General features: G+C 32.9%; 22 protein-coding genes. 1 reads left to right on the forward strand and 21 read right to left on the reverse strand.

Annotation, left to right across the window (positions count from 1 at the left end; translation table 11 throughout):
- Positions 1–79 precede the first annotated feature (79 nt).
- The 18 genes from rny to U472_RS02305 all read right to left on the reverse strand — a co-directional run bounded on the left by rny (position 80) and on the right by U472_RS02305 (position 21,202).
- Complete coding sequence (gene rny / locus U472_RS02230) at positions 80–1,609, reverse strand: ribonuclease Y (protein WP_141677921.1); 1,530 nt, start codon at positions 1,607–1,609, stop codon at positions 80–82.
- A gap of 245 nt (positions 1,610–1,854) precedes the next feature.
- The gene (locus U472_RS02235; RefSeq protein WP_141677922.1) at positions 1,855–2,517 is read right to left on the reverse strand and encodes an ATP-binding protein; all 663 of its coding nucleotides are present in this window, start codon (positions 2,515–2,517) and stop codon (positions 1,855–1,857) included.
- Between the two features lie 90 nt (positions 2,518–2,607).
- Positions 2,608–2,883 carry a hypothetical protein gene (locus U472_RS02240; RefSeq protein WP_245684719.1) on the reverse strand — a complete coding sequence of 92 codons (276 nt, stop codon included), beginning with the start codon at positions 2,881–2,883 and terminating at the stop codon, positions 2,608–2,610.
- A gap of 43 nt (positions 2,884–2,926) precedes the next feature.
- Positions 2,927–4,519, reverse strand: a complete 1,593-nt coding sequence (locus tag U472_RS02245; protein WP_068715091.1) for an AAA family ATPase — start codon at positions 4,517–4,519, stop codon at positions 2,927–2,929.
- Entirely contained in the window at positions 4,519–5,499 is a 981-nt protein-coding gene (locus U472_RS02250) for a metallophosphoesterase (RefSeq protein ID WP_068715093.1), read from the reverse strand. Before U472_RS02250 ends, U472_RS02245 begins: the two co-directional genes overlap by 1 nt.
- 4 nt (positions 5,500–5,503) lie before the next feature.
- A complete protein-coding gene (locus U472_RS02255) occupies positions 5,504–6,139 on the reverse strand; it encodes a RecX family transcriptional regulator (protein ID WP_068715095.1) in 636 nt (211 codons plus the stop codon).
- Positions 6,140–6,710: 571 nt separating this feature from the next.
- A complete protein-coding gene (gene recA / locus U472_RS02260; RefSeq protein WP_068715098.1) occupies positions 6,711–7,784 on the reverse strand; it encodes a recombinase RecA in 1,074 nt (357 codons plus the stop codon).
- 293 nt (positions 7,785–8,077) lie between these two features.
- Positions 8,078–8,245, reverse strand: coding sequence for a 2'-5' RNA ligase family protein (locus U472_RS16485; RefSeq protein WP_176714094.1), 168 nt, complete (start codon positions 8,243–8,245; stop codon positions 8,078–8,080).
- Between the two features lie 41 nt (positions 8,246–8,286).
- On the reverse strand, positions 8,287–8,379 hold the full coding sequence (locus tag U472_RS17620; RefSeq protein ID WP_425415759.1) for a hypothetical protein: 93 nt from the start codon (positions 8,377–8,379) through the stop codon (positions 8,287–8,289).
- Between the two features lie 248 nt (positions 8,380–8,627).
- Entirely contained in the window at positions 8,628–10,022 is a 1,395-nt protein-coding gene (locus U472_RS02265; RefSeq protein WP_245684720.1) for a metallophosphoesterase family protein, read from the reverse strand.
- Positions 10,023–10,052: 30 nt separating this feature from the next.
- Complete coding sequence (locus U472_RS02270) at positions 10,053–11,297, reverse strand: competence/damage-inducible protein A (protein WP_068715102.1); 1,245 nt, start codon at positions 11,295–11,297, stop codon at positions 10,053–10,055.
- A 163-nt stretch (positions 11,298–11,460) separates the two neighbouring features.
- Positions 11,461–12,342, reverse strand: a complete 882-nt coding sequence (locus U472_RS02275) for a DUF4912 domain-containing protein (RefSeq protein WP_068715104.1) — start codon at positions 12,340–12,342, stop codon at positions 11,461–11,463.
- A gap of 337 nt (positions 12,343–12,679) precedes the next feature.
- Positions 12,680–13,357: a hypothetical protein gene (locus U472_RS02280; protein ID WP_068715106.1), complete on the reverse strand. Its 678-nt coding sequence runs from the start codon at positions 13,355–13,357 to the stop codon at positions 12,680–12,682.
- Positions 13,358–13,429: 72 nt separating this feature from the next.
- Positions 13,430–14,881 carry a hypothetical protein gene (locus U472_RS02285; protein ID WP_068715108.1) on the reverse strand — a complete coding sequence of 484 codons (1,452 nt, stop codon included), beginning with the start codon at positions 14,879–14,881 and terminating at the stop codon, positions 13,430–13,432.
- 156 nt (positions 14,882–15,037) lie between these two features.
- A complete protein-coding gene (locus tag U472_RS02290; RefSeq protein ID WP_068715110.1) occupies positions 15,038–16,528 on the reverse strand; it encodes an AAA family ATPase in 1,491 nt (496 codons plus the stop codon).
- On the reverse strand, positions 16,521–17,048 hold the full coding sequence (locus U472_RS02295; protein WP_068715112.1) for a hypothetical protein: 528 nt from the start codon (positions 17,046–17,048) through the stop codon (positions 16,521–16,523). Before U472_RS02295 ends, U472_RS02290 begins: the two co-directional genes overlap by 8 nt.
- Before the next feature lie 483 nt (positions 17,049–17,531).
- On the reverse strand, positions 17,532–19,670 hold the full coding sequence (locus tag U472_RS02300) for an RNA degradosome polyphosphate kinase (RefSeq protein ID WP_068715114.1): 2,139 nt from the start codon (positions 19,668–19,670) through the stop codon (positions 17,532–17,534).
- The gene (locus U472_RS02305) at positions 19,670–21,202 is read right to left on the reverse strand and encodes a Ppx/GppA phosphatase family protein (RefSeq protein WP_068715116.1); all 1,533 of its coding nucleotides are present in this window, start codon (positions 21,200–21,202) and stop codon (positions 19,670–19,672) included. Before U472_RS02305 ends, U472_RS02300 begins: the two co-directional genes overlap by 1 nt.
- A gap of 370 nt (positions 21,203–21,572) precedes the next feature.
- Here U472_RS02305 and ppx point away from each other — a divergent pair, with 370 nt between their 5' ends.
- Positions 21,573–23,111: an exopolyphosphatase gene (ppx, locus tag U472_RS02310; RefSeq protein ID WP_068715118.1), complete on the forward strand. Its 1,539-nt coding sequence runs from the start codon at positions 21,573–21,575 to the stop codon at positions 23,109–23,111.
- 140 nt (positions 23,112–23,251) lie between these two features.
- Here the strand turns inward: ppx and gloA2 are convergent, their stop codons facing one another.
- Genes gloA2 through U472_RS02325 form a run of 3 tightly spaced genes read right to left on the reverse strand, consistent with a single transcriptional unit; the run spans position 23,252 to position 25,903 of the window.
- Entirely contained in the window at positions 23,252–23,638 is a 387-nt protein-coding gene (gene gloA2 / locus U472_RS02315; protein ID WP_068715120.1) for an SMU1112c/YaeR family gloxylase I-like metalloprotein, read from the reverse strand.
- Between the two features lie 22 nt (positions 23,639–23,660).
- Positions 23,661–24,038 (reverse strand): ACT domain-containing protein, encoded by a 378-nt coding sequence (locus tag U472_RS02320; protein ID WP_141677924.1) that lies wholly within the window; start codon positions 24,036–24,038, stop codon positions 23,661–23,663.
- Positions 24,039–24,091: 53 nt separating this feature from the next.
- On the reverse strand, positions 24,092–25,903 hold the full coding sequence (locus U472_RS02325) for an ABC transporter ATP-binding protein (RefSeq protein ID WP_068715123.1): 1,812 nt from the start codon (positions 25,901–25,903) through the stop codon (positions 24,092–24,094).
- Positions 25,904–25,992: the final 89 nt, after the last annotated feature.

Genomic DNA, 25,992 nt, shown 5'->3' on the forward strand with positions numbered 1-25,992 from the left:
TTTAAAAGATATCCCTAATTTTAATAGTTTGAAAAGGATCTATAAAGCAAAAAGGTGACCACAGAGGGTCACCTTAAAATTATTTAGCATATTGAACTGATCTTGTTTCTCTAACAACAGTTACTTTAATCTGTCCTGGATATTCTAAATTATCTTCTATCTTTTTAGCTACATCATAAGCTATTTTACTTGATTTAGTATCATCAACATCTTCAGGTTCAACCATAATTCTGATTTCACGACCTGCTTGAATAGCATAAGATTTCTCTACACCTTCAAAAGAGTCAGCAATACTCTCTAAATTCTCTAAACGCTTGATATATGATTCTAAGGTTTCACGTCTAGCTCCTGGCCTAGCAGCTGAAACAGCATCTGCTGCTGCAACCAATACCGCTTCTATAGATCGAGGCTCAACATCACCATGATGAGCTTCAATGGCATGAATAATCTTCTCTGATTCTCCATGTTTACGAGCAAAATCAACCCCTATCTTGACATGGGATCCTTCCACTTCATGGTCAATTGCCTTACCTATATCATGAAGTAGTCCTGCTCTTTTAGCTATATTAACATCTACTCCTAATTCAGCTGCCATCACACTAGCTAAATGAGCAACTTCAATAGAATGTTTTAGTACATTTTGACCATAACTTGTCCTATACTTCAATCTTCCTAATAGATACATAGTCTCCCGATCTAAACCATGTACTCCTACATCAAATGTAGCCTGTTCGCCAACCTCATAAATCTTATCATCTATCTCTTGACGGGCCTTATCTACCATCTCTTCTATACGGGCAGGGTGAATTCTACCGTCTATAATAAGTTTTTCTAAGGCAATTCTAGCTATTTCACGTCTAATAGGATCAAAACCTGATAAGACAACAGCCTCTGGTGTATCATCAATAATTAAGTCAATACCTGTTAAACTCTCTAAAGCTCTAATATTTCTACCTTCCCTACCAATAATTCTACCTTTCATTTCGTCATTTGGTAGCGATACCACTGAAACTGTAGTCTCAGCAACATGGTCAGCGGCACAACGTTGAATGGCAGAAGAGATAACCTCTTTAGCTCTCTTGTTGGCTTCTTCTTTAGCTCTTGTTTCAATATCTTTAATCTTTTTAGCCATTTCATGTTCAATCTCATCTTCTACTTGACTTAATAATAATTCCTTAGCTTGTTGAGTTGTTAATCCTGCTAAATGTTCTAGCTTTTCAACTTGCTTATCATATAAATCATTGATATCTCTTTCTTTCTTCTTAATAGAGACCTCTCGATTTTTAATATTCTCTTCTCTAGATGTTAGAGTTTCAGCTTTACGTTCCAAATTTTCTTCTTTTTTCAGCAGACGACTTTCAAATCGTTGTAATTCATTACGACGCTCACGACACTCTCTTTCAACTTCATCTTTAACTTGATGAGCCTCTTCTTTAGCTTCTACTAATAATTCTCTCTTATTAGATTCAGCTTGACGTTTGGCATCTTCAATAATTCTCTCTGCTTCTGCTTCAGCAGTTCCAATCTTACTCTCTGCAATATATTTTCTAACGGCAAAGCCAGTTATTACTCCAACTAATAAAGCAATAATCAATAAAACAAATTCCATGCCTTTCACCTCCATTTCATTATTTAATTGTAAAATTACAAAGATTTAATTTTTTCTTAAGAAAGTACCACGTTTATATTTTATCTTCTTATAGTTGTTATGTCAAGATAGAATACCTTTGATAGGATGTTAATCACCTTATACTTTGAATAAAGCTGACATAGATTAACCTCAAACTATAATCTGAGTCAAAAATTAAATGTTAATTACAATTTTTTACAAACAATCATTAACTCTAATATATATTAGAACTCTCTAACGGTCACTTCACTTCTACCTTCTTTTAATTCTACTCTAAAGGCTTTATCAGCTACCTCACTTAGATGTTGTTGATGTGTTACTACAACAATTTGGCGTTCAGAAAAGCCATGTACTTCCTTCAAAAACTGAGTCACCCTAACTATATACTCCTCACTAACATGTTTAGCAGGCTCATCTAAGATAATCGGTCCATCGATAGGTGGATTATTATGGCTTTGTAAGATAGCTATCCTCAAAGCCAAAGAGACAACATCAACCACCCCTCCTCCACGAGCATCTTGGGGTTCATTTTTAACTCTATACTTACCTTCTTGAGAGACTACATAGAAATCTGCCCAAGGCTGTCCTCCACGACTTCTAAGCTCTATCTCAAAGCTGAAATTCTCCCCAAAAACATACTGCAAGAAATGGGTTACTAAAGACTCTATCTGCTGTCTAGACTGCTCTCTAGCAAATTCAGAGGTCTCATGAAAGAGAAGGTTGACCTGCTCCAATAAATCCTTTTCACTCTTTCGTTTCTCTAATTTCAGCTTACTCTCTTTAATTACCTGCTCTATATGCTCTTTAGTACCTCTCTTCTGATCATACTCACTTTGTAATCTATTTATATTCCCCTCTAAATCTTTAATTATACTAGCTATAGGCATATAAACTCCTCCCTACCTAAGTTATAGTAAAGAGTAACAAATGACAGTTAAAGTATAAAATCTACTTGTCACCCATTACTCATCACCCTGTTACTCTTTATTTACTTTCCCTTGCAATACATCTTTATCAGGTAACATCTCCTTAGCCTGTTTTAATAATTTTTGAAGCTTAGCTTCTGTCTTTTTGATTTCTTCTTCTAAATTTTCAGGCTCTACTCCAAATTCTTTAATTTCTGCTACCAACTTCTCATTATCCTTCTTTAAAGATTCCATTCTTGCTTCACTTTGCATCTTCAATCTATTAGCAGTATCTAACTCTTTTTTTATCTGAGTAATCTCTTGTTCATATTTCGCCATATTAGCCATTTAAATCATCCTTTCTATTTATTATAAAATACTCTTCACTATATCATTGCCCTTTTATCTCTTCTAAGATATGCTCTATCACATTCTCATCAACAGTACTTAAACAAGTTGGACATCTTCCTTCTTCTTTTAAATAGTCACCATAAGCTTTAGCTAGTTGATTGACCTTATTCTCCTGCTCTGCTAACAAAGTAGATAATTGATCAATCTCTCTTAAATTCTTTGCCCTAGCTTGGTTAAATTCCAATAACTTGGCAAGTTTAACCTTCTCTTCAAGCATAATACCAACTATCTCTTCTGCCTTATCTATATTGGTTAATGATTTAGCTTGGATATACTCTTTTCTATACTCAGCTCTCATTGACTTCTGTTTAGTTAATACTTTACTTAAAGTCTTAGCCTTTTCTAAGAGATAAGGTAACTCTTTATCTATAATATCTAATGCTTTAATAACATTCTTACTTGATTCAGTAACCTTCTGGTTAGCCTCTATATCTCTGATATTCTCCTGATAAGCTTGATGGTATTTGATTAAAAAAGCAAACTTACTACTCTCTTCACTGAGTAAATTACATATCTCTTCTACCTTACCTAGCCCCTCAAGCTCTTCTAGTATCCTCTTTCCAACCTTGATACTATGCTCTTGCTTCTTATAATCCATAAAATACTTATTTAAGGACCTCAGTCTATTAACACTTAAACTTAGTTGCTCATATATCTTAAATAGTTCATCCATATCCTCTAACTTATCTAATATTTTAGTACAAATATTCAATTCTGCTTGTTCTTCTCTGTAATCCTTTAGATAAACTTTTAACTTATCTAACCTGCTACTATTATCAGCCAAACTAGAATAAATCACCTCTAGCTTATCTAAATTACTTAGTTGATTCAATATTTTATCAATCTCTTTTTGCTCAGAGGCAATCTGCTCTTCTCTATTTTTAAGATACTTTAATTTTTCTAATCTATTATTACTATTCTTTAATTCAAGTAATATCTGCTTTTGAGAATTAATATCCTCTTTAATTTTATCTAAGTCATCAAATTCTTTTAACTTCTCCTCATTCTCTGCAATCAATTCTAATAGTTGGCTCTGTTCTGCATTATTTCTTTTAATATCTCTAGTAGTATTTTGGATAGCTACATCAACAACATGGACATTGATCAATCTACCTAAGGTCTTTGCTCTAATCGAACCACTATCAGTTAAAAGAAATGCTCCTTCCAATTGATAATCTATATTCAAAGTAGTCTCATCATCTGTACCTAAATAGATTTTTCTCATCCCATGAATCTTCAATATCTCTTCAGGAACTCCACTACCTACCTTCTCAAAGATATGTTCTTCACCTTCAGGGGTAGTTAAGATATACCTATTCTTACTAGGAGTACGCTTTCGAATAATCTTAAAGCCATTACTCAACTCAATCCCCACCTGGCACTTCTTCTTACCATGGCGAATAAAATCATTTCCTCTAGGCTCATTATATAAGACCCACCTTAGAGCCCTAATGATTGCCGATTTTCCTTGATCAGAGGGTCCTGTAATAACATTCAATCCTTGATCAAGATTTAATTTACTATTCTCATGGGATTGAAAATTTATTAGCTCAATACTTTTAATACTTACCATTAATTATTCTCACCACCTTGACCAACTTCTTCCTGTGCCAACTCCAACCTGTGTAATGCTTCTTTAATTGTACCTTCTTCTAATCCTTTATTACTAGCTATCTTATTTAAGATGGCATCGATACTAAAGACCTTAAATTCATCGGAAGCCTTTATCTGTCTGATAAATTCAGCCAGTTTCCTCTCCCTAAACTTCTCTTCCTCAATAGCTCTACGATCTAAGACCTCTTTACCTTTTGGGGCAGACTTTAGCTTTCTTAGAGTAATATTAACCTCATCCTTCAACTCAATAATAGCTACTTGAGGAGTTCTATTAATCTCTTTGATATCAGCACTTGCCCTTACTAAAGAGCCTGGATTTAAGAAATATCTACCTTTATATTCCCTTACCCCAAAGCCTAAATGATAATGGCCTGCAATAGTAATATCTGCCTCTGTCTCTACACCTTCAATTAAAGTAAATCCAGATTCAAAGAAGGGTCTATCCAATAACATCCCATGAACTATATGGATAGCATAATCAGCACTACTACTCTTTTTAACATGATAAGCATTACTATCCTTATTATCTAGGGTATAATCGAAGTTCCTTCCAGATAGTTGTAAGGTTATACCACTTTCACCATCTAATAAGATCGGCTTATCAGGAATCAAATTAACAACCCCTGAAGCAATCAATAATCCTAGCATTGTTCGTGGTAATGTTTGAGGGTTATGACCATATAAATCATGGTTTCCTGCTACTATGTAAATTGGTTTAGGATAAGTCCTTAATAACTTAACAAACTCACCAACCACAGAAGGAGCTGTATCTGGTCGGTCAAATAAATCTCCACCATGGAGAATATAATCAACCTCTTCCTCAATTGCAATTTCTCTAACCTCTTCTAACTTCCTCAATAAGGTCTCTTTAAAGTCATCCAATCTTCTACTTGGATTTGTACCTCTAATATGGGTATCTGTCAAAAATAAGAGTTTCATTCAATCACTCCTTATCTAAATCATCTAAAACTAAATTAATAATATCAAAGCTGAACCCCTTTCTTTGTAATGATTGAGCTAATTTATTTCGTTTCTCCCAATCATCATATTTCCGGTATCGCTTCTCCTTCTTCTTAGCCAGCTTAAAAGCATTCTGATACTGGAGATCATAACTGTATTCAGTATCTAATACCTCATTAATTATTCTCTCATCTACACCTTTTTCCTTAAGCTGCATCTTAATTACCCAAGGTCCATAATTTCTAGTTACCCTATCTCTAATCCAAGCCCCTGCAAACTCTCTATCATCAATATAATTTAATCTCTCTAATACTCTAATTACCTGTTCAATAATAAATTCATCAAAACCTTTATCAGCTAACCTATCCTTTAACTCTTGATAACTTCTCTGCCGATAAGATAAAAGGTTAAAAGCAGCCTTTTTGGCTTGAATAAATTCTTCTTGATTTAAGATATACTCTAAGATGTCCTCTGTTAATTTATAGCCTTTCTTTAAATTAAATTTATAAATTAACTCTGCATCTATTCCCATCAAAAATTCCCCATCAACAAAGATAGAACACCTTCCACTATCTCTCTTTTGAGCTTCAATCTTAGTTATTTCTCCAACAAAATCCATTACCTTTAACACCCCATAATCCTTATTAACTAAACCTTTATCAGAATTATTTCTTATATAGATTTTTGAATCTACAATTAAATTTAAATTTGTCTTTATAGATAGATAATTAGACACTTTTTATAGTTAATGTTTTTAAAAGCGAAAAGAATTAATGTTTGAACGAAACAAATATTTTCAATAAATAATAGTAATCATATAATCTTTGAATTAGAACTCTAAAAATTATTAATTTTAATAGAACCTTGATTGCATAGTGAGTGGGCTTTGCCACGGAAGGTTCCAAGGATGAACCCGTAGGTTTGCTTACTTTTAGGGCAATGCCAAAAGTAAGGTACCCTTAAGTGCAACCTAAAAAACTTTACTTACTTTTCAAATTAAAAATATTTAAATATACCGATAAAGTTTTATTTTAATTCACACATCTATAACTAAAAGATTCTATATATATCAATCAAAACCTCCATTTATTAATAAGAGAATGGGATTATCCCATTCTCTTATTAATAAATATAAAGCTTATTCAAGTTAAAGTTAGTGAATTAAAAAAGCCCTTTAAAGGGCTTTTTCATTAAGCTGACTCTTTATTCTCTTTCTTTCCTTTAGTATCTTTAGCTTTATCCTTGTCTTCCTTCTCAGGTTTAGCTTCTTCTTGAATTATTCCCAGCTTAACCTTAACCTTACGCTCAATCTCTTTTAATAGCTCTGGCTTGGTCTCTAAATAATTTTTAAAGTTATCCCTACCTTGCTCTCTATGGTCATCACCATAAGAGTACCAAGAACCAGCCCTATCAACTATGTCATAATCTACTGCCATATCTAAAATACAGCCTGCTGCTGAAATTCCAGTACCATACATAATATCAAATTCAGCAGTTTTAAATGGAGCTGCAACCTTATTCTTAACTACCTTTACTTGTGTTCTACTACCTAGATATTCATCACCATCTTTAATAGTCTGTCTTCTTCTTACATCTAATCTAACTGAAGAGTAGAATTTAAGAGCTCGTCCACCAGAAGTAGTCTCTGGACTACCAAACATTACTCCAACTTTTTCACGGATTTGGTTAATAAAGACACATGTACATTTAGATTTACTTAATACACCAGATAACTTTCTCATCGCTTGAGACATCAAACGTGCTTGAAGTCCAACATGAGCATCACCCATCTCACCTTCAATTTCAGCCTTTGGTACCAATGCTGCTACTGAGTCAATAACAATTAAGTCTACAGCACCACTACGAGCCAACGCTTCACATATCTCTAAAGCATCCTCTCCTGTATTAGGTTGGGATACTAAAAGTTCATCAATATTCACTCCTAGATTCTGAGCATATTTAGGATCCAAGGCATGCTCTGCGTCAATAAACGCAGCTACTCCACCTTCTTTTTGCACCTCCGCAATCATATGTAGGGTTACTGTAGTCTTACCAGAACTCTCTGGACCATAAACCTCTATAATTCTCCCTTTAGGAACACCACCTACACCTAAAGCCACATCTAAAGATAAAGCACCTGTAGAGATAGCCTCTACATCCATAACCTTAGCTTCACCTAACTTCATGATTGAGCCTTTACCAAATTCCTTCTCAATCTGGCTAAGTGTTCTCTCTAAAGCTTTCTTCTTTTCTGCTAATGACATACTTATCCACTCCTTCTATTAATATAAGCCTAGAAGCCCGAAATAATCATTGTTCTTCTTTAATATGATAATATTATATTATATATCTTTTTAAAAAGCAATTACATAAAATGTATACCCTACTAATGATACTTAATCAATACTTTTTTATTTTACTATTAAAATTCTATAACTCTACTTCAAATAAAAAGTTATAAACAGAACCCTTGGGTGTTAGCCTACTTTTCATTAATGATATCTTCTTTATCTTCTGTTTACAGTTAATTTCAGAGGAAAACTCCTCTAATCTCTTACTAATTAACGTAAAATTCTTCTCCTGACGGACTTGTCCTGCCTAAAGTAATATGAGGAATATAACTATGAGACTCCCTCTTAAACCCCAAATCCAGCATTGACTCTTCAACCAACTGTTGTAATTTCTTTAAATTCTCTTGTCCATCATCTATTCCAGTCCAAATCACCTGGGGATAGATAGTCTATATTGGGAAAGGCGCCTAACCCCTTAAATCATAATATCAAATTTCTCAATTCTTCCTTGTAAGCCTAATAATTTCTCTTGAATAGCGTCGATATTAGTTACATTAACTTCACCCAAGAATTTAAGGGTAATATGAAATTTATACTTATCGACCCATTTAATCTGTAAAGAACAGTCCCTTAAAATATTCTTTTCTCTAACCTCTCCTTAACAATCTCTTCTAATTCTACAGCAATAAAGAGCCTTAACTCTTCATCCACTTTAAATCTCCTCCTTCTAAATTCCTATACTCCAGAAGATTTAATTAAAACCGAGATTAACTTTAAGCTGTTTTAAAGCACCAATCAATTAAACCTTAGCTCTACCTAATCTCCTTCTTCTTTATCCATTTCTTTATCATTAATCAACTTTCTTTCTAAGATAAATCCACTATGCCGATCATAAAACTTAATAATATCAACTACATCTAAGGACCACTTCTCTAAATTAACCTCTTCCTCCTTATTATAATGTAATAAAGCTACAGAATAAGGTATCCCTTGCTCACTCTGTAAACCTCTAATACCAGAAGCACCAGTAGTTCCTGCATCTATAATTGTAGTCCCTTTTATATCATAAATCTTAAATACATGGTCATGACCATGTAGTAATAGGGGAATCTCCCCTAATAATCCTTTTCCTAACTTAAAGTTATGAGTAATCACTATATCAGGACTTACCTTTAATCTAGCAATTAACTCTTCTAACCCCTGTTTATACTCTTCCATATCCTCTTCTTGTAAAGGCTTAATCTGATTACTCTTAGCAGCAGGATCTTCTACCCCCGCTACCACTAACCCCTTAATATTGATTACATCTGCTTGTAAGACGATTACATTCTCAAACTCTCTCATACTCTCTACAATATCTGGAGAATCATGATTACCTGCTATAAAGATATAAGGGACATTTAAATCATCTATTCTCCTTAATAATTCACCTTCAAGGGGAGTACCATAATCGGTAATATCTCCTGTGTCAATAATTAAATCTACTGCAAAGCTATCTACTATCTGTTCTACAAAGGGTAAAGCAACAGGATTATTATGAATATCTGTAATATGTAAAACCTTTAAATCCCCAGTTACTCTGCTTAAAGGTCGTAAAGTGTCGACTTTTGAGAATAACTCTGCCATATTTGAAGCAATCAATTGCATCTCTTCACCTAATTGATCTATGCTATCTAACCCCTTTTGAATCATACCAATCATCCATGGCGCTGCTTCTAACATTCCCTCAAAATTGGGATCATTAAACTTTGATAAATCATAAGTATAATAAGTCATTGACGATAAAATAAGAACAATTATAATCCCAGTTATAGTTCCTATTAAAATAGATTGACGATCAAAATTGATTAGACTTGCCCCAACTATTCCACCTAATATAGCTATCACAATTAACCTGATAACAAATAGTTGAACAACAATATTCCCCTTCTCTTTTAGTAGAGATATTAACTCATCTTTACTATTGATATTCTCAATTATTGAGTTTAACCTCTCTTGATGAATGGCATCTAAGGTCAAGTTTATATCTAAAGGAGACTTATGGGTAGCAGCTTTGATTCTACCTACAGGAGGAAAATCAAAGACTGTAGCTGGTTGATCTGATATCTTTAAATTAATTTCAACATCAAAAGCACTTAATTTATATACCTTTGCAGAAGTAAAATTAATTAAAAATAATATAATTACAGCTGCTAAAATTACTCTTCCCACTAGCCCCTTCATTTTATCTTCCTTTCTATATTAGCTTTTAGCCAAAAGCCTCTTTCTTAATAGATTTAAAATCATCTGTGATGTCATATACTTAACCCTTTCTCTACTACCATTGAATTGATATCTATAGCTTTCTACACCATCTTTATCAGCTATAGCCATATAGACCAGACCAACAGGTTTTTCTAAGCTCTCTCCACCTGGTCCAGCAATGCCTGTAGTAGATAAGCCTATATCAGTTTTAGATAAATTCCTTACACCCTTAGCCATCTCTTTAGCTGTTTGGCTACTGACAGCACCATACTTTTCTAGTGTGCTCTTCTTAACCTTTAATAGATCCATCTTAGCTTGATTACTATAGCTAATGATTCCCCTTTCAAAATAAGCAGAACTACCTGCTATACTGGTCAATCTATCACCAATCAATCCTCCTGTACAAGATTCTGCTGTTGCTATTGTCAGTTTCTGATCCCATAATAACTTAGCAACTACCCCTTCTAAGTTATCATCATCATAGCCATAAATATACTCTCCTATACGTTCTTGCAACTTAGCTTCCTTTAAATTAATCAATCTATCAGCTTCTTCTTCACTATTAGCTTTAGCTGTTAATCTCAATTTTACTTCACCTTGACTGGCTAAAGGTGCAATCGTAGGGTTTGTCTGTTCTGTTAAGATATCTGTAATTAACTCTTCTAGAGAGGATTCTCCTATCCCACAGGTTTTGATTACTCTAGATTTAATCACCTCACCCTTTGAAAATTTCTTCTTTAGATATGGAAGCACAGTTTCAATCATCATTGCTTTCATCTCTATGGGAACTCCTGGCATCGCTACAATAACCTTCCCATCTTGATTTATTAATATACCTGGAGCTGTACCTTCAGGGTTATCAATAGCCACTGCACCTTCTGGTAAATAAGCCTGTTTGATATTATTATCAGCCATTTCATGCCCCATTTTATCAAAATAATCCCTTATATCCATCAATAGCTCTTCATCTTTAATCAATTCTAAGCCTAAAGCTTCACCTATACACTCTCTAGTTAGGTCATCTTGAGTCGGTCCTAAACCTCCTGTTGTAATAATGATATCAGAACGGTTAATGGAGTTTTTGAGTGTATCTAAAACCCTCTCTTTATTATCTCCAACTGTCGCTTTATAATACAGGTTAACACCTATCTCTGCTAACCTCTGTCCTATCCATTGGGAATTACTATCTATAATCTGCCCCAATAACAGTTCTGTCCCAATTGTAATAATCTCAGCCTTCATTCCATAACCACCACCTAATTAAAATATATACATTATATGTCATTAATTATAAACACCAGATTATAATTTACAAATATAAAACTTTTATACCCTAAAATTACTATTTTACTCTCCTTATATAAAGAAAAAAGCTAGGATATCCTAGCTCTTCTTTTTAACCTTATTATTTTAAAGTACCCTTTAATAGTTCAATAGAGCTATAAATTTGATCTAAATCATAAATTTCATTATTTGACTCTAACTTTTTAAGAATATCCACAGAGCTATATCCGCTTTCTCTCTCTTCAAATAATAATCCACCAGATAATAAGTACACTTGCTCCATAGTCTCTTTAAGAGTCATCCATTCTTCATCTAATCTATCACTTACTTTATTAGTTGGCATAGTGATTTTATTAGATTGAAGTATAGAGTGGAAATTACCTTCTCCATCTACTACCCCTAAATTTACAAAATAACTATTAGTAGTCTCTAACTCATTTAACCACCAACTATCATTTTCTAAACCAATTTCAATGTCATACTCTGAGTCTGCAGTTACATTGTGAACCCTTAAGGATAACTTAGCCTCATTAATATCATCGATACCAGTTTGGGCTATTACTTCATTTATCTTATCCTCAGTATACTCCCAATACAGATGAGCTGTCTTAGGATTTTTAACCTGTAAGACCAACTCATTAACCCCATACTTCTGTGGAACTTGATATTCATTAACAATATCTATCCCTTCATTCAACTCAAACTCTTTCTTCTTATCTTCAACTACCTCATCACTTGACGGTACCTCTTTATCTTCATCTAATTGCTTTAAATTTACTTCTTGGATTTCATTAGTAATCTCATCTTTTATTCCTGCAAATAGTTTCTTTCCAATCCCTGATACCAACTTCAACTCTTCTAAACTCTCAAAGCGTCCTTTCATTTCACGATAATCAACAATTCTACCTGCTAGAGTAGGACCTATTCCCTTTAAACTTGTCAATTCTTCAATCGTAGCAGTGTTAATATTCACCTTAGAAGAATTAGCTTCTTCTGCTGCCATTTATTTAACCCCCTTTAACTTCTTACAAATTACCATAAAATAATTTATAAAATAAAATTTTTAAATTGATTAACATCGTAATATTATTAAAATTCTTCTGCTATATATTATTCCTATCAAAATTATTTAATAACAGTAAATCTATATAATTAATATAATCTATAAAACAATTTTAATTTATAATTTACCTGCTATTTATATAGTTAGATATAAATACCTATTCACCTGCTAAAATTTTGAATTTTAATATCCATAATTCAGTTGATATCTTAGCTTATTTGGTGTATCTAAAGAGTAAAAAACACAACTTGTTGATCCCCTTCATTCTCATAGTAATTTAGAACTTATATGAGATACCAGCAGAAATAGTTAAACCTGTAATCTCAAGCTTCTCATTAGCAGAATTTGAAATCATTTCACCATGTAAATCACTATATTTTTCTGTTAAATCAATCTCTACCATTCTATAACCAAAACCACCATTAAATATGAAACCTTTTTTAATAGGAATAGCTATATCACTTCCTAATATAATACCTAATCCATTACCTCTCTCTAAGTCTCTATCAATTTGTTCATCTTGCCAGGAATACTTTCTATTATAGTGTTCACTATAATTATAATAAATAAAATTTGCTTTTAATGTAATATTATCATTCATAATATATTTTAAACTTGTATATGGACCAGAGATTTGATAAATATATTCAAATATTCTTTTTCCATTAGGGCTTTCACTCTCTCCTGACCAACTAGTAACTACTTTATCAAAGCCTAACCCTAATCCCCATTTATTATTAATCCAATAAATCTCTTCTAGATAAAATCCCTGACCACTATTTAAATCTTCTCTCATAAAATGGTCTAAATCTCTTTTATTATCTTTAAATTTCTTATAAATTAAATCATTATAATTCCAACCAGCATTTAAATCTAAAATAACAGTTATAGCTTCTGCCTTTACAGAAAAAATCATAAACCATAATAATATTAAAACAAAATAGATTTTCTTCAATAATTAGCCTCCTATTAAAAATATTTTATAAACTATAAAAGAGCGGTTATAACCGCCCTTTTATTTAAATCTTTATTGTGCTACCCTTGGAACAACATCTCCTGAAGAATTAATTTTTACTATATACGCTTTTTGATTATTAGAATATCCAGCTAATAAATAATTACCATCTGTTGCCTTGGCAATTGAGTATAAGTAGCTTCCTTTTCTTACATTAAAAGATTCATCTAGAGTACCATTTGTTATTTTTACTGCTATCCCTCCATTATTTTCAACATCTTGCCCTACTAGGATATAACTATCTCCATCTATAAGTACATCTCTAAAATCTGCTGTGTAATTTAAATTAAAGTTCAACTGAATCGCAGTTAAACTACTATCTACTTCAGCTACATAAGCATTAGAACCCACAACTACAAAATTGCCATTTCCATTTTCTGCTATCTTATATAACTTTTTAATATCGGTATATTTGCTATAGTTCTTTACTGCAAAATTCTTATCTAACTCAATTATAATCCCCTCAGTATTCTCAGAATCAGTTCCTACATAACCAGCAACAAGATAACCATTTATTGTCTCTATGATAGATTGTAGATTATAATAATCATAATTTAATTGGCTTATCTGTGGACTAAAAGTTTCTACATCTGAATCATTAATATCATCATTATTAGTAACATTTATTTTAATAATATAAGGATCTGCCTCGCTTTTAGTTCCTGAATTACCTACAGCAACTATATAATTAACTCGTGTACTATCCTCTTTGATACCTATTCCATCTCTTAAGTATACATCCTTTACAGGATCCCCATAAGACCATTCATCTTCCTTTTCTCCTTTATTATTTAATTTAACAGAATAAGCCTGATATTTACTATTATTTTCTGCTCTATATCCAATTAAAAAATATTTATCGCCACCCATAGGATACACAATATCATTAATTCCATAAAAACGTCCATCCATAGAACCAAATAATTCATTTCTCTTTGTATCCCATACTGTTAAACCAGTTTCCTCTGTTTTAACAGCATAAGGAACTTTAGGGTCACTTAATCCAATTCCACCACTAAACCCAGCTGCTAGATAACCTTCTTTATTATTATCTTGTGTTGGTACTACAACATGAAAAGCACCCTCATAAAACTCTGTTTCGTTATTATTGTCAACTACATCTACAATCAACCACGGCTTAACCTCTTGATCTATTGTTACTCTAATTCTTACTTGACCCTCCTGTAAAGCAGTATTAGTAGCTGTAAACTCAGGTTTACTAAGAGTTACATCATTAAAACTACCATAAGCAATACCACCATCTACCTCCCAATAATACTCAGACCCACCGCTAGCTTCAAAATTAGCATCATATTGAGCACTTGAAATTCCTGCAATAACTTCTAGCGGAATCTGATAATCATCATCACCCTGTGTTAAAACTTCATCACCTGAACAACCTGCCATCACAGCAACTAGCAACATCAATGATAATAATATTATTTCTTTTTTCTTAATTAGCATAGATTTCACTCCTTATTAATTTAAATTGTATAAAAATCTCAACTGAAGTATCCCTCAATGAGTAATTCTAATATATAATACCCACAAAACCATTATATCGTAGCCGATTTATTTCTGCAATAAAAAAACAGACCAACATAAGTCGCTGGTCTGCTCTTAAGCTACTCTGTCTTCTTTTTTAGATAATAATTCTCTAAACTCATCACCTGTAATACTCTCTTCTTCTAATAAAATTTCTACTACTTGGTGAATAAACTCTTGATTAGCTTTAATCTCTTTTCTTACTATTTCTTCTTGCTCTGCAATGATTTCAGAGGTAGTCTCGTGTAATAGCTTACCTGGAAGGCTGTCCTTACTTACCACTCCTAATTTGGACATTCCTGAGAAGATAATCTGCTTAGCAATCTGAATTGCCTTCTCAAAGTCATTACTTGCTCCTGTACTTCTATTACCTAAAATCTCTTCTTCTACTAAAGAACCGGCTACCAAGACAGCAATCTGATTCTTTAAGTAGTCGATAGTCTGTAGGTAATAGTCATCTTCTGGATTATGGCGAACATAACCTAAGGCTCTACCGCGAGAAGTAATTGTAATATTAGATACTGACTTTGGATTTACTATCTCCCCCAATAAGGCATGTCCAACCTCATGATAAGCTACTCGCTTTAATTCCTCTTTATTTGGGCGACGATTTAACTTCTCACCCATCATCACTTTATCAATAGCCTCTTTAAAGTGGGTCTTATTGATCTTCTCTGCATCTTCACGCATAGCCATAATAGCTGCTTCATTGGTCAAGCTCTCTAATTGAGCACCAGAGAAACGGAAGGTCTCTTTAGCTAATTGTGCTAAATCAACATCATCAGCTAAAGGCTTATTATGGGTATGAATCTTTAAGATATGCTCTCTACCCTCTCTATCTGGTAAATCTACCTTTACAATACGATCAAAACGCCCTGGTCTTAACAGAGCCTCATCTAGAATATCAATTCTGTTTGTAGCACCAACTACTAAGACATTGACTTGGTCATCTACACTGATGCCATCAAGCTCCACTAGTAATTGGTTAAGGGTCTGATCATATTCCATATGGCTAGAGTTACTACCACGCTTACCACCTAACACATCAATCTCATCGATAAAGATAATCGCATTATTTTTATCTGCTTTCTTAGCCTTATCACGGGCATCCTTAAATAATTTTCTAACCCTTTTAGCACCAACCCCTGCATACATCTCGATAAATTCACTTCCTGAAGTGGAGATGAATATAGAATCGATGTAGTTGGCTGCTGCTTTAGCCATTAGGGTCTTACCAGTTCCTGGAGGACCACTTAACATTAACCCTTTTAATGGTCTAATCCCTAACTTCTTAATCTCTTCCCTACTCTTGACAAACTCTAATGCTTCTAATAATTCATTCTTAGCTGAATCCTGTCCACCAATATCAGCAAAGTCTACCTTTGGAACCTTATTATCATCTTTATTTGAAATAGCAAAGTTATCCCCTAAAGCCTGCTTGTTTAATGAATTGAATAAAAAGTAACCTAAGCCTCCCAAAAGTACCATTGGAAAGAGATTGATTCCATTAACAGCTAAGAAGATAATCATTGCTAATCCAACTCCTAATCCAAAATCTTTAGCCATTCATCTCACCTCCTAATCTCTTCTTTTGATTCCGTTTAACTACTTTATATAATTCCTGCTTCTCTTTAATCAAAGTTAAATAAAGATAATCAGTATCAACCTTAATCTCTGATTTATCTAATTGATACTCCTTAGCAAAATTATCAACTCTCTCTCCTAATTTAACAAACTCTCCTGTCTCTAATGCTTCATATAAAGCCAAATTAATATCTTCATAAATCTCAGTTAATTCAGCAGAATTAGAGTTAATAACTAACTTATATTCCTCATCTTTAGTAGTCTCTTCTATCCTATCCTTAATATCTTCATAGACTTTAATTAAGTTATCAACTGACTGTAAAGTAACTTCTACTTTATAAATGGTACTAGATTTATCAATCTCTACCTTCTCTACACCATCAATTTCCAATAGATCATCATTTAAAGCATGATTAAATTTATAGCTATCCACAAGGTAACTTCCTGCAAAAAGAACTGTTAAGGTTAAAATTAAAGCCAATAAACTTCTCTTGATATTCATCATTACTGCCTCCTTTCATAATTCAAATAGCAATTGTCATATCAACAACAAAACTTATTATAACATAATTTTTTACAGGAATCTAATGTAAATAACTTGTAATTAATGTAATTTAGTTTTTGTTTTGGTTTTCTAGTAATAACATTAGTTAAAAACTAATAACATATAGTAATATTGCGACATTTTTACTTCAGTTTACAGTGTAAATTATATAGTTAATAGTTAAGTTCAAAAACATCTACCTCATCCCTTAATCCCCCTACGAGTCTACAAGGTAAGACTCTTCGTGAAAAAAGCATCTTCTCCTACACTAGGAGAAGGGAGACCAAATTTTTAATTCCCCCTCTCCTATGGTAGGAGAGGGGGCTAGGGGGTGAGGTCTGAAAAGTGTCGCAATATACCCATTAACAGACATTAATATTAAACAAAGATAAAGAAAAAGATTCACCAAAGTAGGTGAACCTTCAAGTAACTCTATTTAAATTAATGTATATTAGTATCCCTTGCTGATGTCTGTTTAAATAAAGCTATTATATTGGTGCTATCCAGCTTTTTGACAGCCTTTTTAGCCAATCGATGGAATTCAAGCTGAGATTCTAACTCCACTCCATCTCTTTCCACACGCTTATAGCTTCCATCAGGCTGTTGCTCCCGTGCCTTGACATTATCCCTTAGGGTAATATCTAATAGCTTAATAATTCTAGCTTTTAAATCCTCATCCTCTACTGGAAACAATGCCTCAACTCTTCTATCTAAATTTCTAGGCCTCCAGTCAGCACTGGACATAAAGATTTTAGGATTAGCGCCATTACTGAAATAGAAGATACGGCTATGTTCTAACAAGCGTCCTACTATACTAATCACCCTGATATTATCACTGACACCTTCAATTCCAGGCTTTAAACAGCACATCCCCCGCACTATTAAATCTATCTTAACCCCTGCTGAGGAAGCCTTATACAACTCTTTGATTATTCCAGAATCAACTAAAGAATTCATCTTAGCAATAATATGCCCTTCCTTACCTGACTTTACCTGCTCAACTTCGTTTCTAATCAGCTTAACAAAGGTATCCCGCAAATTCAAAGGAGCTACCGCTAACTTCTTCCATTGGGGAGCCGAAGAGTAGCCTGTCAATAGATTAAACATAGCCGAAACATCAGAACCAAAAGTCTCTTTAGCAGTAAACATTCCAGTATCAGTATATAATTTAGCAGTCTTGTCATTATAATTTCCTGTACTCATATGGACATACCTTCTGATACCCTCCTCTTCATCTCTAACTATCAACAGTAACTTAGAATGTACCTTTAAGCCAACTAATCCATAAACAACATGGCAACCTGACTTCTCTAACTTTTTAGCCCACTCTATATTATTCTCCTCATCAAATCTAGCCTTTAACTCTACTAATACCGTAACCTGCTTTCCATTTTCAGCTGCTTGAGCCAAAGCCTCTATAATTGGAGAGTCCCCACTGACTCGGTAAAGAGTCTGTTTAATAGCCAATACTTGTGAATCTTCAGAAGCCTCCTGTACCAACTTAATTACAGGGTCAAAACTTTCATAGGGATGATGAACCAATAAATCCTTCTCTTTAATTAAATCAAAGATACTCTCTTCCTTATTATAAAAATCTTGAGCTGGCTGGGGTAATAGCGGTTCATATCTAAGGTGATCAAAACCATCTAAACCACTAAAACCCATAAAGGTGGTTAGATCGATAGGTCCTGCAACTTCATAGATATCTTCTCTATTTAAATCTAGAGACTGAACTAAAAAATCCTTCAATTGACAATCAATTCCCTGCTCTATCTCTAATCTAACTGGAAACCCCCACTTCCTTCTTTTAACATAACGTTCCATCTCTACTAACAAGTTTTGTGCCTCTTCATCAAGGCTTACCTCAGCATTTCTGGTAATTCTAAAAGCACCTACAGCCTCTATTGTATAACCAAAGAATAACTTATCTAAATACTCTTTGATTACCTTCTCCATAAAGATAAAATTCCGCTTATCATCAGAAGGTATCTCTACAATTCTAGGCAGAATAGAAGGTACTCTAACCATTGAAAATAAACCTTTACCATCTTTATTAGGTGAAAGGGTATTCGATTCTGGAGAACTGGTTAGACGAACTGCTAAATTCAAACTCTTATTTAAGATTAAAGGAAAGGGTCTACTCTGATCAATAGCCATTGGGGTCAATACAGGGTGAATATTGTCATGGAAATAATTATCTAAAAACTCCTTCTGATCTTCAGTCAAATCTTTATACTCCATAAAATTAATATCCTCTTCTTCTAAAGTATCTAATACATAATTTAAACAACCATACTGCTCTTTAACCATCTGATGCATTCTATTAGAAAGTTCTTTAAAGAGCTCTTTTGGTCTAAGGCCTACCTTATCCTGCTTATTATAACCAGACTCTATCTGGTCTTTTAATCTAGCCACTGTAACCATTACAAATTCATCTAGATTAGATGCAGTTATCGCTAAAAACTTCAATCTCTCCAATAAAGGCGTCCGTTCATCTTGAGCCTCTTCTAATACACGGTTATTAAACTCTAACCAGCCAAACTGCTTATTAAGATAATATTTAGAATCACTATAATCCATTATTTCACCCTCTTTTTAATAAACTCAGCTTTTATTCCAAATACTTCTTTGAAGAGTTCTGACTTCTGCTCAAAGGTCCATGCCTCTAATAAAGTATTCTCATTACTATAGCCAATAATCTCTAACTTCTTATTCTTTAGATTGACTTTGAGGTCTTCAAACTTCTTAATATGGCTTCTATCTAAAGAATCACCTAATTGTAAGATAGCTGCCAATTTAGCTACTAACACCTTATCTTCAGTAGATAATTTTCTATAACTAGTATCACTATTATTAGGTAATTTCTTACTATGGTATCTTGCTATATTTGCTACAATCTCTAACTCTTTATTATTTAACCCTAATATACTAGAAGCACGAATAATATCATAAGAATGGTAATAATGGCGTTTAAGACTGATATATTTACCTACATCATGGAGAATAGCTGCTATTTGCAATAATAATCGCTCTCTATCCCCTAGACCATGAATAGCTTTAACTCCATCAAATATCTTCATAGTAAATTCTGTTACAACCTTAGCATGCTTCTGATTATAATAATACTTCTTACCTATACTCTGAGCTGAAATAATTGTATTCTCAACAAAGATATTACTCCACTTCTGACTCTCTTCTGAATAGAGAATATCATATAATAATACATCCAATAAGAATACAAAGGGCGCAATAATCTTTTCAGCCTGTGTAAAATTAAATACTGTTTTATAGATAGCCATAGCCGGTAGTAAAATCTCTGATTTCTCTGGAGATAGGTTGTACATATTAAGCAGTTGAGTTGGAGTTTTATCCTTAATCTTATCATAAAGGCTATCGAATTTATCTTTAGGGATATAGCATAACTCCTTTTCCATTTCTACTTCACATAAGTCAGCTATCATCTCTATCTCTTTTCCAGAGACGACAAAATTAGAGATATTCATCAAAGGAAAATTCTTCTGTAACATATAAGTAAAGCTCCTTAAATACTCCTCTAAAACTATATAAAATTTATCTGTCTTCTCTTGAATCTTCCCTAATATCTCACTTAATTTCAAGGAACCTATTCGAATATTTTGATTATATTTGATATTACTCTGGGAATATAAAGATACCCCTAGCCTTCCTGTTCCAATATAGCACATCAATGCTTGTTGTTCATTGAGACCTATTTCTTCTAGCTTTTTACACATACCTTTATAGATATATATCTTCTCTTCAGAATCATCTAACACTTCTACCTGCAATCCAGTCTTTACCTTAATCTGATCTAAGATATGATCTCTATTTTTGGACTCCCTAATTGCAGTGGTAGCTACTGTTTTAATATTATCTATTCTATACTCATTAATTAATTTTAAAAAACCTTTAAGTACTCTACAGGTTTCATCTACCTTCTCAAAGCTTATCTTATCTCTTTTAAAGGTGTCATGACCTAAACTCAGTGGATATTCAAGGGATTCTAGAACTTTCATCTTCTTATTTCTCTTCTCCCCTATCTTTAGATATAATGCACTAGAGCCTATATATATAACAGCAGCCTTTTCACTCATAACAATTCCTCCCACATAAATCTAAATAACAACAGTAAGAAACTCTGAGTAAACAGTGACAAGACAAGATTCTTATTTGCTCCCTATAACTTGTTGTCACTAAATTTTCCTAATATATAATTATCTAAAATAAATCAATTTAAATACAATTTTCAATATAAGAATCTATCTTTTTCAATATTATAACATATTCCTTATTTATACTTGTTAACATAATGTTAACAAGTATTAAAATCGAGTTAAAAAGTAATTATTCAACTATTATTATTTTGAGAAATAATGTATAATTATAAGAAATAATTTCATAATAATATAATTATTTATTTTTGCTATTTTTTAAAAACGATTGAAAATAAAGGGAGGAGTTTTAATGAGAAATATTGCTATTGTTGATATCGGTTCAAATTCTATCAAATTAGTCTTAGCAGAGATTAAAAAGAATAACTCTTTTAAGATAATTGATGAATTAAAGGAGACTGTTAGATTAGGAGAAGGAATAGAAGAGGATAATAAATTACAGGAAGGGCGTATTAAAGTAGCTATTCAAACCTTAAAGATGTTTAAAAACTTATGTAATGCTACTGAGACTAAAGAGATTATAGCTGTTGCTACAGCTGCTGTACGTAGAGCTGATAATCAAGAGGAATTTTTAAATAGAATAAAAGAAGAGGTTGAGCTTGATGTGCAAGTATTATCAGGTGAAGAAGAAGGATATTATGATTACTGGGGAGTTGTAAATAGCATTGATCGAGATAATGGGCTGATTATGGATATCGGTGGTGGAAGTATAGAGCTGATTTGGATGAAAGAAAGAAAAATAAAGGAATGTGTTAGCTTGTCCTTTGGTTCTCTAGATTTAACCCGACACTTCAATCTTTATGATAGCATCACTAGCAAACAAGAGGAGCAGCTAATAAAATTCTTAACAACAGCCTTCAATGAAGTTACTTGGCTAAAAGATATAGATTGTAACTCTTTAATTGGGGTCGGTGGTACTATTAGAAATATTGCGAAAATAGACCAGAGGAATAATGACTATCCTTTAGATCTACTCCATTATTATCAACTAAAAAAATCTACAGTCAATGCTATCTATGAATTAGTCAAAAACAAAGACTTAAAGAAAAGAAAGAAGATATCTGGACTATCTAAAAAGAGAGCAGATATCTTTATTGGTGCCACTGCTGCTGTAGCAACCTTAATGAATTTATATAATTTAGATAAATTACTTATTAGTGGCAAAGGGATTAGAGAAGGGCTAATCTACAATTATCTCTATCAAGATAAAGAACCTAACTCTAATGTGTTAGATTTCTCCATAAATAATATAGTAAATAATTTAAATCTCAATAAGAAACATGCTCAGCATGTACATAAGCTAGCCAAAGTACTATACCAAGAATTAAAGCCTTTATTTAAATTGAATGAAGAGGAATTTGAAGGTGATATTGATAAGATTTTAAAGACTGCAACTATGTTACATGATGCAGGAAATAGTATTAACTATTATGATCATCACGAACACTCTTTTTATATGATACTTAACTCTGGTATTAATGGCTTATCTCATCGAGAGTTATTAATTAGTGCCTATATTGCTGCCTCCCATCGCCATACCAAGTATGACTTAAGAAAATATAATTTAAATCGCTCACAATTTACTGATATTATTGATAGAAAAGGTGATGACAAAGAGATAATTCGTAAGTTTGGTATATTAGTTGAGATTGCAGAGAGTTTAGATAGGAATATGAATGGCTTGGTAGAGGATATCCAATGCCAGCTAGAAGATAATCGTTTTATTATCAAAACTATTTCCAAAGAAGATGTAGAATTAGAGATTAATGATGCTTTATCAGTTAGCAAAGGTTTTGAAAAGTTATACAATAAAGAACTTATAATCTTATAATATCTTCTATTAGTAGGAGAACTGATACAATTTATAGATATTGAGACACTTCAGTAACTAGTGACGAGTAACCAGTAAATAACTTAACTCGTCACCCGTTACTGTCCCTTTATACCCATTAAAAGATATAACTCTATTTCTTATTTTTCATATAGTTCTAAGGGCAAGTCATCAGGGTCCTTGAAGAAAGTAAACTTCTTTCCTGTAACCTCATCGATTCTTATACCTTCTACAACAACCCCTTGCCTCTCTAGCTCTTTTACTGTTTCTTCTATATCATCAACCTCAAAAGCTAGATGTCTAAGTCCTCTTGCCTCAGGATAGCTTGGTCTCTGAGGTGGATTTGAAAAGGAAAATAACTCTATTTGACTGTCCTCTCCAATAGCTAAATCTAATTTATAGGAGTCCCGATTCTCTCGGTAGGTCTCTTTAATCACCTTCAAATTAAGGATATTGACATAAAATTCTTTAGATTTTTCATATTCGGAACATATAATCGCAATGTGATGAATTTTATTTAGTTTCATAATCTCCCCTTATTATTTAAAGCTAATTGTTAATTATATAATCTTTACTCAAAACCTCAATAGCTTCTTCTAAACTCTCTTCTTTTACTAAGAGATAATCGGTATCATAGGTTGAAATTACAAAGATACTTATCCCTTCTTGAGCCAAAGTTGTAGCTAAAAAAGAGAGTACACCTACCATTGAAAAATCTAAGGGTCCCTCAACCTTTAAAGCCCTCCAATTCTTTTCACTCTTTATATCTGCTGGTACATCCTCTGTTAATGAGACTATTGATAGTTCATCTTTAGTTCTGGTAATTGAAAAAAATTGACTGGATAATGGCCAGCTAGGTATTTCAGCATCTTTATTCAAACGAGATACTGCTAATTCTTCTGCCATTACAGTTAAAGTTAGCTTCATCATTTCACCTCCTTATCTCTTGGAAGAATTCAATTAAGATAAAAATAATAAACCTAAACAATCCCCTCCTTCATAAACTGATTAGTATAGAGTTTATAATAGTATCCTTTACTTCTTAATAACTCTTGATGATTTCCTGATTCGATTATCTCACCATCTCTAAGTACCAAAATTCTATCAGCAGAACGAATAGTAGATAATCTGTGAGCAATAATAAAGTTAGTTCTTCCTTTTAATAACTTATCAATTGCTTGTTGAATTATCTGCTCCATCTCAGTATCTATAGAAGAGGTAGCCTCATCAAGTACAAATATTCTAGGGTCTGCTAATACTGCTCTAGCAAAGGAGATTAATTGCTTCTCCCCAGTCGATAAACTACCGCCACCTTCACCAATTTTAGTATCATATCCCTGCTCTAGTTTCTTAATAAGTTGATGAGCATTGACCAATTTGGCAGCTTTGATTATATCCAAATCACTTGCTTCTAAATTACCATAGCGAATATTATCTTTAATCGTTCCACTAAAGAGATGAGGAGTTTGGAGTACATATCCGATATTGGAATGGAGCCATAATTTGGATCGCTTCTTATAATCTACTCCATCAATTAATATCTCTCCTGCTGTTGGTTCATAAAATCTACAAGCTAAATTAACAATAGTACTCTTACCAGAACCGGTCTCACCTACCAAAGCTATAGTCTCTCCGGCCTTAATTTCCAGATTAAAATCCTCTAAAATCTGCTCCCCATCTTCATAAGCAAAAGATACATTCTTAAAGGAGATATCCCCTTTAATCTCTGACCAATTCTCTCGCTTAGGAGTAAAGGTATCACCATAAATCTCGATAACCTCTTGACTATCTTGAATATCAGGTTTAGTCTCTATCATTGATAAAGTTCTTTCTGCCGAAGCCTGTGCTGACTGTAATTCAGCAAAGACTCGTGCCAATTGACTGATTGGCTCAAAAAAATGAACTGTATAGGAGATAAAAGCAACTAAAGTTCCATAACTTATAGTAGTCAATAGAACATCTCTACCTCCAAAAACAAGGGCAAAACTAGTCCCTATACTTCCTAAAGTCAATACTACTGGTAGATATAATGCAGAAAAGATAGCTGCTTTAACTGATGATTCTCTCATCTTAGTAGTCTTCTCTTCAAATTCTCTTAAATTGTCTTCTTCTCTAACTAGGGTTTTAGTAGTCTTAGCCCCCATAATCCCTTCATTAAAAGCACCAGTAATTTTAGAATTAATCTTTCTAACCTTACGATATAGCTTTAATATCTTCTTTTGAAAATAAAGACTAATAACAGCCAAGATAGGTACTACTGATAAGGTAATTAATGCTAACTTCCAATTTAAAAAGAGCATAATTACCATAGTTGTTATCATCATTGTTATTCCCCAGACTGAATCTACAAATCCCCAAGAGAGAACCTCTCCTAATCTCTTTACATCAGAGGTCATTCTTGCCATTAGCCAACCTACTGCTGTCTTATCATAATAAGAGAAAGATAACTCTTGTAACCTCTTAAAACCTGCCTTTCTAATATTATAGGTCATTGTTGTCTCTATCTTTCCAGCATAATTTATCAATAACCAGACATTAATAGCCTGCACAATTATTAATACTCCATATAACAAGCTAAACCTTAATAAAGCACTAATATTATTATTAACTACAAATTTATCAATAGCATATTTAGTCATCAATGGGAAGATAGCATCAATACCTCCAACTCCCATCATCACAGTAGCTAAAATTAAAACCTCTTTCTTTAATGGTTTAAGATAATAGAGTAACTTCTTCCATAATCCAAAATCAAAATCTTTATTATAATCCTCTTCTTTAAACTCCGTCAATATCGATAACCTCCCTTTTTAATTGAAAATTTAGAAGTGGTAATGGAGAATCAAGCTCTTAAAAAGTTTAAATTCTCAATTCTCCCTTC

The organism is Orenia metallireducens, assembly GCF_001693735.1.
In the GTDB taxonomy this organism is placed as follows: Bacteria; Bacillota; Halanaerobiia; order Halobacteroidales; family Halobacteroidaceae; genus Orenia; species Orenia metallireducens.